This is a genomic window from uncultured Romboutsia sp., assembly GCF_958366745.1.
Taxonomy (GTDB): Bacteria; Bacillota; Clostridia; order Peptostreptococcales; family Peptostreptococcaceae; genus Romboutsia; species Romboutsia timonensis.
In genome coordinates this window covers 1-13,944 of the sequence record NZ_CATXCO010000010.1, presented here as the reverse complement: position 1 = coordinate 13,944, position 13,944 = coordinate 1, and the positions used below count along the sequence as shown (strand labels likewise).

Genomic DNA, 13,944 nt, shown 5'->3' with positions numbered 1-13,944 from the left:
CTCCTTTATTTTTTTGTTAAAATAAATTATAATAATCATTTAGATAACAAAATGCATATAATGTTTAATATTAACAGATATTTGAAGAAAGGTGAGCATATTATGAGTAAAATAAATGTAGCTTTAATATTTGGTGGAAAATCTGGTGAACATGAAGTTTCACTGTTATCAACAGCGTCGATTTGTAAGCATATTAATAGAGATAAATATAATGTTTTTACTATAGGAATAACAAAAGAAGGAAGATGGATGTTTTATGATGGAAATGAAGAAAACATCAAAGATGGAAGTTGGGTTAATTTAGCTAATCAAAATGTTGAGATAAACTTAATACCTTCAGGAAATAAAGAAGTTGGATTAAAATTTGAAGATGGAAGAGTAGAAAAGATAGATGTATTATTCCCAGTGTTACATGGTCCATACGGAGAAGATGGTACAATACAAGGATTATTTGAAATAAGCCAAATACCATACGTAGGATGTGGGGTTTTAGCATCTAGTGTAGGTATGGATAAACTTATATGTAAAAAGGTATTCTCACAAATAGGATTACCACAAGTAGATTACACATATACAAATAAATGGGAATTTAATATAAATAAAGATCAAGAATTAGACAAGATAGAAGAAAAATTAAACTACCCTATATTTGTAAAACCAGCTAATCTAGGTTCAAGTGTAGGTATATCTAAAGCTATAAATAGAGAAGAACTTCTAGTTGGTATAGAAGAAGCTTTAAAATATGACTCAAGAATAGTTTTAGAAAAAGGTATAAATGCTAGAGAAATAGAAGTTGCTGTTATCGGAAATGAAGAAGTTAAAGCATCTATAGCAGGTGAAATAAAGCCAGCTAAAGACTTCTATGATTATGAAGATAAATATATAAATGGTACTTCAACTTATGATATACCAGCAAATATAAAATCAGAAGATATGGAAGATATAAGAAGAATGGCAATAGAGGCATTCAAAGGAATCGATGGAAAAGGACTTTCTAGAGTAGATTTCTTTATAGATAAAGATTCAGGTGAAATATTTATAAATGAAATAAATACATTACCAGGATTTACAAATATAAGTATGTATCCTAAAATGTGGGAAGCTACAGGTTTAGAATACTCTAAACTTATAGATAGACTTATAGAGCTAGCACTAGATTCTAAAAAGTAAAGTAGGTGTTACAAATGAATAATAGGCCTATAGGTGTGTTTGATTCAGGACTAGGGGGTCTTACAGTATTAAAAGAAATAATGAAAATCACACCAAATGAAAATATAGTTTATTTTGGCGATACAGCCAGAGTTCCTTATGGACCTAGATCTAAAGAGACAATAATAAAATATACTTTTCAGGCTATAGACTTTTTAATTTCAAAAAATGTAAAAGCTATAGTAATAGCTTGTAATACAGCAACGGCAAGAGCATTAAAAGAAGCAAATGAAAAGTATGATTTGCCGATAATTGGAGTTATAGAAGCAGGTGCAAAGACTGCAGCATATACTACTAAGAATAAAATAGTGGGAGTTATAGGAACTGATGGGACTATAAGGTCAAAAGCATATAATATAGAAATTGCTAAAATAGATCCAGAGATAAAAATAGTAGATAAAGCATGTCCTTTATTTGTTCCTATAGTAGAAGAAGGATGGGCAAATACTGACATAGCATCATTAACTGCAAGAAGATACTTAGAAGAGTTAATGGATAAAGGTATAGATTCTTTAGTATTAGGATGTACACATTATCCACTGCTAAAGAGAACAATCGGAGAAATTGTTGGAGAAAATGTTAAGTTAGTAAATCCTGCAAGAGAAACCGCAAAAGATTTAAAGAGAATACTAGAAAATGATAATATACTTAGAGAAGAAACTGAAGAAGATCCTAAGTATGAGTATTATGTATCAGATATACCAGAAAAATTTGCTTCTATTGCAGAAGAATTTTTAAAGAAAGAAATAGATGACATAAAAAGCGTAAAAATATAACAATATTAATTATGAGTATAAACTTTGAGCAAGAAGCTTAAAGTTTATACTTGTTTTAGGAGAGGATTTATTTTGGAGGCAAAACTAAAGATACTTACAAAACAATATGATGAAGTTGGAACAGTAGATACTATAGAGGTAGATACTATAGGAAAAATATTTGAAAAAAATAAAGATATATATGTAGTTTATGAAGAAATTGAAGAAGATCAAAAAATAACAACTACAGTAAGGATATCTGATGATGAAGTTTCTATAAAAAGATTTGGAAATGTAAATTCTTTAATGGTATTTAAAGAAAAGCATAAGCATTTGACGAAATATAGAACAAATCAAGGTCTATTTATAATAGAAACAGAAACAAATAAATTAGTAGTTGATAAAAGTGAAAAAAATTATATAAAATTAAATATAGAATATAATATAAATATATTAGACTTATTCAAAGGAAAAAATGAAATAAATATATTAATAGAGTATAATATATAATGCTGTTTATAAATTAAATAAAAGGTAGTTAAAATACTACCTTTTATTTAATTTATTTGGTATTATAATAGTTATATTAAAGTTTGTATATTTTAAAAATTTATACAAGGGATTATAGTTTTTTTATAGAAAACTATAGATACGAGTTATAAAAAAACTAAATGTAAGAGGTATAAATATGGTTTTTGAAAAAGTGCTAAGCACTATAAATAAACATAACTTAATAGAGTCAGGAGACAAGATTGTTATAGGAATATCTGGAGGACCAGATTCTGTTTGTCTATTGCACATATTAAGTAGACTTAAGGATAAACTAGATATAGAATTATATGCAGCCCACTTAAATCATCAAATAAGAGGAATAGAAGCACAAAAAGATGCTTTATATGTTTCAGAGATATGTGATGAAATGGGAATAACGTATTTTTTAAAGTCTATAGATGTTCCTAAATATTGTAAAGATAATAGTCTATCGATAGAAGAAGGGGCAAGAAAACTTAGATATGAAATGTTTGATGAGATAAAGCAAAGAACTAAATCAAATAAAATAGCAATTGGACATAATTTAAACGACCAAGCGGAAACGGTTTTAATGAGAATAATGAGGGGAACAGGTCTTCAAGGTCTTAGAGGTATAGAATATGCTAGAGAAAATGGTGTAATTAGACCACTTCTAGATATAGAAAGAAAAGATATAGAAGAGTACTGTAAAGTACATAATTTAAATCCTAGAATAGATGAAAGTAATTTAGAAAATATTTATACTAGAAATAAAATTAGATTAGAATTAATACCATATATGACGGATAATTTTAATACTAATTTAATAGAATCTATAGTAAGGATGAGTAATAGTTTAAGAAGTGATAGTGATTATATTGAAGCTGAAGCTGAATCTAAGTTTAAAGATATATGCAAAGTTACTTCTGATACAGTAGACATAAAAATAAATGGTTTTAGTAAGTTACATAATGCAATAAAGGTAAGGGTTTTAAGAAAAGGTATAAAATCTATTTTAGGTGATATGAATTTTATAGATCAAAAACACATAGAAGATGTATTAGAATTTGAAAGTGAATCTAAAATTAATAAGATGTTAACTCTTCCAAGAGGTGTATTTGTATATAGAAAGCAAGATTGTATAACATTAACTACTACAGAAATAGTTACTGAGGAAATAGATTTCTTATATAATATACCTAACAATGGATTTGTTAAGATAAAAGAAACAAATATTATAATTGAAACCCAAACAATGACTATAGATAGATATAAAAATGGAAAAGTAGACAAAATGTCTAAAGGGTTTGATTTAAACAAAATAAAAGGGGGTATGGTTGTACGTAGTAGACAGCAAGGTGATAAAATAAAACTTGCAGGAGGATCTAAAAAAATTAAAGATCTATTTATAGACTTAAAAATACCAAGAGAAGAAAGATGTAAGGTACCTGTAATAGCTGATGAACAAGGTATATTACAAGTTGGTAAATATAAGTCTAGTGAAAATTATAAAATAGATGAAAAAACAAAAGAAGTCTTAAAGGTTACCTTTAAGAATCTATAGAATAAAAACAACGTATGAAAGGAGGGCTTCTTTTGAATAAATTTTTCAAAGGAATAGGTTTCTACCTAGTAATTTTTATAATAATTGTAGGTATAGTTCAGTTTTCAGGAAAACCTACACAGAAAGTAGAGACTTTAGAATTTTCAAAAGTATATAGAGAATTAACAAATGAAAATATATCGCGACTATATTTTGTAAGTGATACAGCAGTAGAAGGTACTATAAAGGATTCAAATACTAAATTTAGATCTTATGTACCTAAAGAGATAATGGGAGACACTCTTTCAAAAGAGGTACTAGATCAAGCTAAAGAAGGTAAAATTGTTTTTGGTGGAGAAGCTAAACCATCTACACCTTGGTTTGTAGAACTATTACCTACTTTATTATTAATATTCTTTATGGTAATACTTTGGTTTGTATTTATGAATCAGTCTCAAGGCGGAGGCGGAAGAGTTATGAACTTTGGTAAATCAAAAGCTAAGGTTCATAAGGATGATGAAAAAACAAGAGTAACATTTAAGGAAGTTGCAGGATTAAATGAGGAGAAAGAGGATTTACAAGAAGTTGTTGATTTCTTAAAGAATCCTAAAAAATATATAGAACTAGGAGCTAGAATACCAAAGGGTATACTTATGGTAGGGCCTCCTGGTACAGGTAAAACTTACTTATCAAGAGCTGTAGCTGGAGAAGCTGGAGTACCATTTTTCAGTATAAGTGGTTCTGATTTCGTTGAAATGTTTGTTGGGGTTGGAGCATCTAGAGTTAGAGATTTGTTTGAACAAGCTAAGAAAAATGCACCAGCAATAATATTTATAGATGAAATCGATGCTGTTGGTAGAAAAAGAGGAGCTGGTCTTGGCGGAGGTCATGACGAAAGAGAGCAAACTCTTAACCAATTACTTGTTGAAATGGATGGTTTCGGAGTAAACCAAGGTATAATAATAATGGCTGCTACAAACAGACCAGATATATTAGACCCGGCTTTACTTAGACCAGGAAGATTTGATAGACAAATAGTTGTAGGTGCACCAGACGTAAAAGGTAGAGAAGCAATATTTAAAGTGCATTCTAAGAATAAGCCTTTAGCAGATGATGTAAACATAGAAGTATTAGCAAGAAGAACACCTGGATTTACTCCAGCTGATATAGAAAACTTAATGAATGAAGCAGCTATACTTACTGCTAGAAAAAGAGAAAAGAAAATTCATATGGAAACTATAGAAGAAGCTATAACAAAAGTTATAGCAGGTGTAGCTAAAAAATCTAGAGTTATAAGTGAACCTGAAAGAAAACTTACTGCTTACCATGAAGCAGGGCATGCAGTTTGTGCACATGTTCTACCTCATGTAAGTCCAGTACACCAAGTTACAATAGTTCCAAGAGGAAGAGCTGGAGGATTTACTATGCAACTTCCTGTTGAAGATAAGTTCTATGCAACTAAAAATGAAATGAAAGAAAATATAGTTGTGTTACTTGGTGGTAGAGTAGCTGAAGAATTAACTTTAGATGATATATCTACAGGAGCATCAAATGACTTAGAAAGAGTTTCAGCAACTGCTAGAAATATGGTTACTAAATATGGTATGAGTGAAAAATTAGGTCCTATGACATTTGGTGACTCAGATGATGAAGTATTCTTAGGAAATAGCTTTGCAAGTAAGCAGAATTATTCTGAAGAAGTAGCTTATGAAATAGATAAGGAAATCGGAAGAATAGTTGATGAGTCATACAAGCAAACTAAAAAGATACTACAAGATAATATGGATAGGCTAGAATATGTAGCTAAAGCATTATTAGTATATGAAACACTAGATGCAGAACAATTCTTAAAAGCATTTAATAAAGAATTGCCATTAGATGTCTTAGAAACAAAAAAAGATGACGAAACAAATAATAGCGAAGCAATCGAAAAGAAAGAAACTTTATCTAGAGAATTACAATCAGATACTGATTTAAATAGAAGAGATGAATTTTCTCAGGGAAAAATAGATAAAGATGAAAATAAATAATAAAAAAGAGCCTTTAAGGCTCTTTTTTATATATAGAAAGATAGTATTAAATAAAAAATATAAATAATTTATATCAAAATATAATTAACTATCCAATAAATTTTAAAATAGACACTATAAAAAATAGAGTTTTTAATGTTAGAGGTACAAATTAAAGACTATATATTAACTTATATAGATATAATGTATAATTTATAATAATTACTAATATTGAATAGAGGTTGGACATGAGAGATAAAATAATAGAAACTATACTTGATAGTAAGGATGAATTTATTTCAGGAGAAGAATTATCTAAAAAGTTAGGTATATCTAGAGCTGCAATATGGAAGCATATGAAAGCTCTAAAAGAAGAAGGATATAATATTGAATCTGTAAATAGGAAGGGGTATAGATTAATAGAAGACCCAGAAGATTTGCTGACATATCAAAATATTTCTCATAAACTAGAAACTAAGATTATGGGGAACAACATAGTTCATTTTGAAACTATAGACTCTACTAATGATTATGCTAAAAAAGTAGCATCACAGGAGCCAGAGGGAACGGTGATTATTAGCGAGGAGCAAACAAAAGGAAAGGGAAGAATAGGTAGGCAGTGGCATTCTAAATCTAAAGAAGGTATTTGGATGAGTATTATATTAAAACCAAATATGATACCTCAAAAAGCTCCTTTTATAACTTTAATAGCTGGAGCTAGTATAGCTAAAGTTTTAAATGATTTAGGGGTGCAAGCAAATATAAAGTGGCCAAATGATATTATAATAAATAATAAGAAGGTTGCAGGTATTCTTACTGAACTATCAGCAGAAATCGATAGAATAAATTATATTATCCTAGGAATAGGTATAAATGTTAAAACTATGGAGTTTTCCCAGGAAATATCTGAAATTGCGACTTCATTATATAAAGAAGGTCATAAAATATCTAGAGTTGATATAATAAGAAAGATATTAAAGGAATTTGAAAATTTATATTTACAGTATATAAATAAAGAATTAAAGGAAGAAACGCTAGATATATGTAGACAACACTCTGCTATTATAGGAAAAGATGTGTACTTGATTAAAGGTGAAGAAAAAGAGTTAGTTAAATGTTTAGATATGAATCAAGAGGGTAACTTAGTAGTACGAACTAAAGATAATATTATAAAGGAAATTATGTCAGGAGAAGTATCGATAAGAGGAGTAAAGGGATATGTATAATAATATATTAGATGTTAAAGGATTAAAAGTAGGACAAGTTGAGGATAGAAATGGATTAACAGGATGTACAGTTGTTATATGTGAGGAAGGCGCTGTATGTGGCGTTGATGTTAGAGGAGGAGGTCCAGGTACACGAGAAACAGACCTATTAAATCCTATAAATATGATTCAAAAAGTACATGCAGTGGTTTTATCTGGTGGTTCAGCTTTTGGACTAGAATCTACATGTGGTGTAAGTAAATATTTAGAAGAGAATAACATAGGTTTTGATGTAGGTGTTGCTAAGGTACCTATAGTTGTAGGAGCAGTATTGTTTGATTTAGGAGTTGGAAATCCGAAGTCTAGACCTAATATAGAGATGGGATATAGAGCTTGTCAGGTAGCAAGTGATACAAAGTTAAACCAAGGTAATTTTGGTGCAGGTTGTGGAGCTACAGTAGGTAAAATAAAGGGTATAGAGTATGCTATGAAGGGTGGAATAGGTAGTCATTCAATTAAACTTCCTAATGGATTGGTTGTATCTGCTTTGGTTGCGGTTAATGCTTTTGGTGATGTATATGAAAATGGAAAAGTGATAGCAGGGGTTATGGATGATGAAAAGAAAAATGTGCTAAATAGTTATGAGTTGATGAAAAATGGAGTTAATAAAGGAGGATTTAGTATAGATAATACTACAATAGGAATTGTAGCTACAAATGCTAAATTAGATAAAGCGGGATGTAAGAAAGTATCTCAAATGGCTCATAATGGATATGCAAAAGCAATATTCCCTATACATACTCCTCATGATGGAGATACTATATTTACTATGGCTACGGGAGAAGTTGAAACGGATATTACCCTTTTAGGATCTTTAGCTACAGAGGTTGTAGAAAAAAGTATAATAAATGCAATAAAAAATGCGGAGTCTATAGGAGAAATACGTTCATATAAAGATATAGCTCGTACTCAAGAATTATTGACAATGTAAATTACTATTGATACAATTGTTTTGTTATAGCAGGTATCTAATTTTTAGAGCTTGACTTTACTATAGCGAAAAATAAAATTTAGAAGTCCGGCATCTTTTATGAGCTGGAACGGAGGTGTATTTTTATGATGAATTTAAAGTCATCGAAAGAAGAAGTGTCAAATCCATCAGAACTAAAAGTTGTGGAAGCAGAAGTTGTGATGGAATCACCAGAGGTTTTGAAAGTTAAATCAAGACCTGTAAAAAAGGTTGATGTTAGAAAAATGGCGATAATAGGAGTATTAGCGGCAATTTCTATTATGTTATCTATGACGCCTTTAGGGTTTATTCCTATAGGACCAACAAATGCAACTATAATGCATATACCTGTAATTATAGGTGCAATAGTAGAAGGACCTTTAGTTGGTATTACGGTAGGATTTATATTTGGAGCGACAAGTTTATTAAAAGCGCTTACTATGCCTACAATAACTTCTTTTGCATTTATAAATCCATTGGTATCTATATTACCAAGGATGCTTATAGGTGTAATAGCTTATTATGTTTATAAGCTTACTATTAAATTTACTAAGAATGTTTTTGTATCTGGGTGGATAACAGGAGTTGTAGGATCTTTAGTTAACACAGTAGGTGTACTAGGGATGATATATATATTGTATGGAGCTAGATATGCTGAGGCTTTAGGAGAAAGTGCATCAGCAGCAAAAACTTTAATATTAACACTAGGAGCAACAAGCGGAATACCAGAAGCTATTGTTGGAGGCTTTGTTGTATCAGCTGTTTGTATAGTTTTTAATAAAAGGAAAAAATAGAAGGAAGGTTAATGATATATGCTTTTAGTATTTGACGTTGGAAATACCAATATGGTTTTAGGGCTATATAAAGGTAAAGAGCTTATAAAGTATTGGAGAATAACTACGGATAAATATAAAACATCTGATGAATATGGGATTTTAATAAGTAACTTATTCCAATATGAGAATATAGATATGAACTGTGTAGAAGATGTTATAATATCATCTGTAGTGCCTGATGTTATGCATTCTCTTGAAAACTTTTGTAAAAAGTACTGTAAAAAAGAACCTAAGGTTGTAGGTCCTGGGATAAAGACAGGATTAAATATAAAATATGATAATCCTAAACAAGTTGGAGCTGACAGAATAGTGAATGCTGTTGCATGTGTTGAAAAATATGGTACGCCTGTTATAGTCGTTGATTTTGGGACAGCTACTACATTCTGTGCAATAACAAATAATGCAGAGTATTTAGGTGGAACTATAGCACCAGGTATAAAAATATCTAGTGAAGCATTATTCCAAAGAGCTTCTAAACTACCTAGAGTTGAACTTGTTAAGCCAGGTACGGTTACATGTAAGAATACAGTATCTGCTATGCAAGCTGGTATAATATATGGCTATGTAGGGCTAGTTGAAAAAATAATAGATATGATGAAGAAAGAGTTAAATCAAGAAAATGTTAAAGTTATAGCTACAGGTGGATTATCTACTCTTATTGCTTCAGAAACTAAAAGTATAGATCATGTAGATAGATTTTTAACACTAGATGGTTTAAGAATTTTACACGAAAAGAACAAAGAATAGCATAGGGGAATTGGGTAATATAAATCCAATTCCTTTTTTCAAATATTAATAAATTTTAAATTTAGGAGGAGACAAAAATGAAAATAGGCAACTTAAATTTAGATAATAGAGTTTTTCTATCACCTATGGCTGGAGTAACAGACCTTCCATTTAGACTGATTTGTAAAGAACAAGATTGTGGAATGTTGTATACAGAAATGGTTAATGCAAAAGCTTTATGTTATGACGATCAAAATACTAAGAAAATGTTGAAAATAGAGGAGGAAGAGCATCCTGTTGCAATACAAATATTTGGTTCAGATCCAGAATATATGGGTGGAGCTGCAAAAATATTAAATTCATATCCAAATGAAATATTAGATATAAATATGGGATGTCCAGCACCTAAGGTTGTAAAAAATGGTGATGGATCTGCTCTTTTAAAAAATCCTGAATTAGCAGCTAAAGTTTTAAAGGCTGTAGTAGGGAACTCTGAAAAACCAGTTACTCTTAAAATAAGAAAAGGTTGGGATGATACATGTATAAATGCAGTAGAAATTGCTAAAATTGCAGAAGATTGTGGAATAAGTGCAATAGCTATACATGGTAGAACAAGAGAGCAATATTATTCAGGTAAAGCAGATTGGGATATAATAAGACAAGTTAAAGAAAATGTAAGTATTCCTGTTATAGGAAACGGAGATGTATTCGAAGTAGAAGATGCAATAAATATGTTAAATCAAACTAATTGTGATGCTATAATGATAGGTAGAGGAGCACAAGGAAACCCTTGGATATTTAAAAGGATAAATCATTATATGCAAACTGGTGAAATACTACCAGAACCTACATTAGAAGAAAAAATAAATACTGCTAAAAAACATTTAAAACTAGCAGTAGAGGAACACGGAGAATATGTTGCTGTAAGAGAGATGAGAAAACATATTGCTTGGTACTTAAAAGGACTTAGAAACTCAGCTAGAGTTAGAGACGAAATAAATAAAATTGAAAGCTATGAAGAGGTAGTTAATAAGCTAGAAAGCTATATGCAAGACTGCTTGACATTAGAATAATAGTAATCTATAATATACCGCATAAATTAAAACAAAATATGTAATAATCTAAATAAGCTTTGGGAGAAATCCCAAATACATAGTGAAGGAGTTGTAGGGGTTATGGAAGATAAGAAGGAAATACTTTTAACTCAAGAAGGATATCAAAAATTAGAAGATGAATTAGAAATATTAAAAACTGTAAGAAGAAGAGAAGTAGCTGATAGAATAAAGGTTGCTATATCTTTTGGAGACATCTCAGAAAATGCTGAGTATGATGAAGCTAAAAACGAGCAAGCTCAAGTTGAAGAAAGAATAATAAAATTAGAATCAATGATAAGAAGAGCAGTTATCATTGATGAAAGTAAAATAGATTCAAATGTTGTAACAATAGGTTCAATAGTTAAAGTAAATGATATGGATTTTGAAGAAGAAGTTGAATATACAATAGTTGGTTCAGCGGAAGCAGATCCATATGAAGGTAAAATATCAAATGAATCTCCAGTAGGAAAAGCTCTTCTAGGAAGAACTATAGGAGATATAGTAGATGTTCAAGTTCCAGATGGAGTGGCTAAATTTGAAATATTAGAAATAAGAAGATAATAAATTGAGGAGGTAAGTCTATGAACAACGATCAAATGAATAATGATCAACTTCAAGAAGATCTTACAGAAGTACTTAGAGTAAGAAGAGATAAATTAGCTAAATTACAAGAAATGGGTAGAGACCCTTTTAAAGTTAGCAGATATGATAGAACTAGCAATTCTACAGAAATAAAAGGAAACTTTGAAGAATTCGAAGGTAAAGTAGTAAAAATAGCTGGTCGTATAATGAGCAAAAGAATCCAAGGAAAAGCTGGATTTATAGATATACAAGATCAAAATGGAAGAATCCAATGCTATGTTAGATTAGATAGAATAGGTGAAGAAGAATACTCTATATTCTCTACATATGATATAGGGGATATAATAGGTGTTGAAGGTGAAGTATTCAAGACTAAGAAAGAAGAAATATCTGTAAAAGCTAATGAAGTAGTTTTATTGTCTAAATCACTTCAAGTTTTACCAGAAAAATATCATGGATTAAAAGACCAAGATTTAAGATATAGACAAAGATATGTAGACTTAATAGTTAATCCAGAAGTTAAGGATGCGTTCTTAACAAGAACTAAAGCTTTAAAAGCTCTAAGATCATACTTAGATGAAAGAGGATTCTTAGAAGTTGAAACACCAATATTAAATACTATAGCTGGTGGAGCAAATGCTAGACCATTCGTTACTCACCACAATACATTAGATATACCAATGTATATGAGAATAGCTAACGAATTATACTTAAAGAGACTTATAGTTGGTGGATTTGATAAAGTATATGAAATGGGTAGAATGTTCAGAAATGAAGGTATGTCTATAAAGCATAACCCAGAGTATACTGCAATAGAATTATACCAAGCTTATGCAGATTACACAGATATGATGGAAATAACTGAAAATGTTATAGCTCATATGGCTGAAGCTGCTACAGGAAGCATGAAAATAAACTACCAAGGAACAGAAATAGACTTTACACCTCCATGGAGAAGAATGACTATGGAAGAGTGTGTTAAGGAATACACTGGTGTAGATTTCTCTACTATAAACACAGATGAAGAAGCTTTAGCAGTAGCTAAAGAAAAAGGGATAGAAATAACTCCTGGAATGAGAAGAGGAGAGGTTATAAATGCATTCTTCGAAGAATTCGGTGAAGATAAGTTAATACAACCTACATTTATAACTCATCATCCAGTTGAAGTATCACCTCTTGCTAAGAGAAATGTAGAAGATCCAAGAAAAACAGATAGATTTGAAGCTTTCGCTAACAGATGGGAATTAGCTAATGCATTCTCTGAGTTAAATGATCCAATAGACCAAAAAGGAAGATTTATGGATCAATTAAGAAAGAAAGAATTAGGTGATGATGAAGCTTGTGATATGGATGAAGACTTCATAAATGCTTTAGAAGTAGGTTTACCTCCTACAGGTGGTCTTGGAATAGGTATAGATAGAGTTATGATGTTATTAACTAATTCTCCATCTATAAGAGATGTTATATTATTCCCTACAATGAAACCTATAGAAAACAACCAAAACAAAATAGAAGAATAATATTTACATAAAAAGGATTGTGTGTGATTTATAATCAATGCACAATCCTTTTTTTATAAATATAAAGAATCTAAGTTTTAAACTATAACTGATCATTAAGAGGTGTAAACTATATAATATTATGATTTATATAAAAGTATAAATTGAAATATTTATTTTTAACTTTGGAGGCATGTAATTATTTATGGAGTGTAGTTGTAGATTTAAGAAGTTATATCAATAATTAAATATAATTTAAGAGGATAAAAGTAATGTATATGGGTTTGATGATGTTGAATTTATTGGATATGTTATTACTTTTACTATAAGACATAAAAAATATATAGGTGAAATTAAAGAGAATTTAATAGCTTGATTAAAAATATTTTTAGTATGAAATGTAAGTTTTAGATAAAAATATAAACACTAAACTTCAGTAAAGTATATAAAAAAATGTAAATAAATTAATTTTAGTGAAAAAAATAAAAGTAAAGTATAGCATTATAGAATTATAGAACGAAATTTTTATAAAGGAAATTATAATAATCCTTAAGAATATTAACTAAAATATTAATTTGGGGGAAGTGCTATGAGTCAAATAATTAATTGGATATGTTTAATAAGTGTGATTTTATTAGTGTTAGATGTTATGATTTATTTTTGTAATGATGTTATAAAAATTTATAATAAGTCAATAAGAATAAAAGCTAGACCTATTGGAAAAACAAGAACTTACGTATATGAAGATAAAATTGCAAAATAAAAAATAAAAAAAGTTTAAAAAAAGTGTTGACGATATGATTAGGAGATGGTATAGTTATACTTGTCCTTGAGAAAAGGGCAAAGCAAAAGAAAACAACTTTAAAAAATAAGTTGACAAAGAAAAGTAACTTTGGTAAACTTAAGAAGTTGAAAAAAGAACTTTGAAAATTAAACAGTAGGTTAATTTATAGAATTGAAACTAACA

General features: G+C 29.6%; 13 protein-coding genes. All 13 read left to right on the top strand.

Annotated features, from left to right (window positions below):
* The first annotated feature begins 102 nt into the window (after positions 1-102).
* The 13 genes from Q5F54_RS01830 to Q5F54_RS01770 all read left to right on the top strand — a co-directional run bounded on the left by Q5F54_RS01830 (position 103) and on the right by Q5F54_RS01770 (position 13,740).
* Positions 103-1,170, top strand: a complete 1,068-nt coding sequence (locus Q5F54_RS01830; protein ID WP_288306460.1) for a D-alanine--D-alanine ligase family protein — start codon at positions 103-105, stop codon at positions 1,168-1,170.
* 14 nt (positions 1,171-1,184) lie between these two features.
* On the top strand, positions 1,185-1,985 hold the full coding sequence (gene murI / locus Q5F54_RS01825; protein ID WP_071118915.1) for a glutamate racemase: 801 nt from the start codon (positions 1,185-1,187) through the stop codon (positions 1,983-1,985).
* A gap of 72 nt (positions 1,986-2,057) precedes the next feature.
* Positions 2,058-2,474 (top strand): DUF1934 domain-containing protein, encoded by a 417-nt coding sequence (locus Q5F54_RS01820; protein WP_071118916.1) that lies wholly within the window; start codon positions 2,058-2,060, stop codon positions 2,472-2,474.
* A 178-nt stretch (positions 2,475-2,652) separates the two neighbouring features.
* A complete protein-coding gene (gene tilS / locus Q5F54_RS01815) occupies positions 2,653-4,038 on the top strand; it encodes a tRNA lysidine(34) synthetase TilS (RefSeq protein ID WP_302333902.1) in 1,386 nt (461 codons plus the stop codon).
* 32 nt (positions 4,039-4,070) lie between these two features.
* Positions 4,071-6,047, top strand: coding sequence for an ATP-dependent zinc metalloprotease FtsH (ftsH, locus tag Q5F54_RS01810; RefSeq protein ID WP_071118918.1), 1,977 nt, complete (start codon positions 4,071-4,073; stop codon positions 6,045-6,047).
* A gap of 227 nt (positions 6,048-6,274) precedes the next feature.
* Positions 6,275-7,252, top strand: a complete 978-nt coding sequence (locus tag Q5F54_RS01805; protein ID WP_288523922.1) for a biotin--[acetyl-CoA-carboxylase] ligase — start codon at positions 6,275-6,277, stop codon at positions 7,250-7,252.
* Positions 7,245-8,222, top strand: coding sequence for a P1 family peptidase (locus tag Q5F54_RS01800; protein ID WP_071118923.1), 978 nt, complete (start codon positions 7,245-7,247; stop codon positions 8,220-8,222). Before Q5F54_RS01805 ends, Q5F54_RS01800 begins: the two co-directional genes overlap by 8 nt.
* Before the next feature lie 125 nt (positions 8,223-8,347).
* Positions 8,348-9,034, top strand: a complete 687-nt coding sequence (locus tag Q5F54_RS01795; protein WP_330385843.1) for an ECF transporter S component — start codon at positions 8,348-8,350, stop codon at positions 9,032-9,034.
* Between the two features lie 18 nt (positions 9,035-9,052).
* On the top strand, positions 9,053-9,823 hold the full coding sequence (locus Q5F54_RS01790) for a type III pantothenate kinase (protein ID WP_071118924.1): 771 nt from the start codon (positions 9,053-9,055) through the stop codon (positions 9,821-9,823).
* Between the two features lie 77 nt (positions 9,824-9,900).
* Positions 9,901-10,875, top strand: coding sequence for a tRNA dihydrouridine synthase DusB (gene dusB, locus Q5F54_RS01785; RefSeq protein WP_071118925.1), 975 nt, complete (start codon positions 9,901-9,903; stop codon positions 10,873-10,875).
* A gap of 102 nt (positions 10,876-10,977) precedes the next feature.
* Positions 10,978-11,457 (top strand): transcription elongation factor GreA, encoded by a 480-nt coding sequence (gene greA / locus Q5F54_RS01780; RefSeq protein ID WP_071118926.1) that lies wholly within the window; start codon positions 10,978-10,980, stop codon positions 11,455-11,457.
* Positions 11,458-11,477: 20 nt separating this feature from the next.
* Positions 11,478-12,998 carry a lysine--tRNA ligase gene (lysS, locus tag Q5F54_RS01775; RefSeq protein ID WP_143023135.1) on the top strand — a complete coding sequence of 507 codons (1,521 nt, stop codon included), beginning with the start codon at positions 11,478-11,480 and terminating at the stop codon, positions 12,996-12,998.
* A 568-nt stretch (positions 12,999-13,566) separates the two neighbouring features.
* Positions 13,567-13,740 (top strand): hypothetical protein, encoded by a 174-nt coding sequence (locus tag Q5F54_RS01770; protein WP_281537733.1) that lies wholly within the window; start codon positions 13,567-13,569, stop codon positions 13,738-13,740.
* The last annotated feature ends 204 nt before the right edge of the window (positions 13,741-13,944 follow it).

Bases quoted from the DNA above. Each gene is read 5' to 3' on its own strand.
- dusB (WP_071118925.1), top strand. From the start codon at position 9,901: ATGAAAATAGGCAACTTAAATTTAGATAATAGAGTTTTTCTATCACCT.
- Q5F54_RS01770 (WP_281537733.1), top strand. From the start codon at position 13,567: ATGAGTCAAATAATTAATTGGATATGTTTAATAAGTGTGATTTTATTA.
- lysS (WP_143023135.1), top strand. From the start codon at position 11,478: ATGAACAACGATCAAATGAATAATGATCAACTTCAAGAAGATCTTACA.
- Q5F54_RS01800 (WP_071118923.1), top strand. From the start codon at position 7,245: ATGTATAATAATATATTAGATGTTAAAGGATTAAAAGTAGGACAAGTT.
- Q5F54_RS01805 (WP_288523922.1), top strand. From the start codon at position 6,275: ATGAGAGATAAAATAATAGAAACTATACTTGATAGTAAGGATGAATTT.
- Q5F54_RS01830 (WP_288306460.1), top strand. From the start codon at position 103: ATGAGTAAAATAAATGTAGCTTTAATATTTGGTGGAAAATCTGGTGAA.
- Q5F54_RS01795 (WP_330385843.1), top strand. From the start codon at position 8,348: ATGATGAATTTAAAGTCATCGAAAGAAGAAGTGTCAAATCCATCAGAA.
- Q5F54_RS01790 (WP_071118924.1), top strand. From the start codon at position 9,053: ATGCTTTTAGTATTTGACGTTGGAAATACCAATATGGTTTTAGGGCTA.
- greA (WP_071118926.1), top strand. From the start codon at position 10,978: ATGGAAGATAAGAAGGAAATACTTTTAACTCAAGAAGGATATCAAAAA.
- murI (WP_071118915.1), top strand. From the start codon at position 1,185: ATGAATAATAGGCCTATAGGTGTGTTTGATTCAGGACTAGGGGGTCTT.
- tilS (WP_302333902.1), top strand. From the start codon at position 2,653: ATGGTTTTTGAAAAAGTGCTAAGCACTATAAATAAACATAACTTAATA.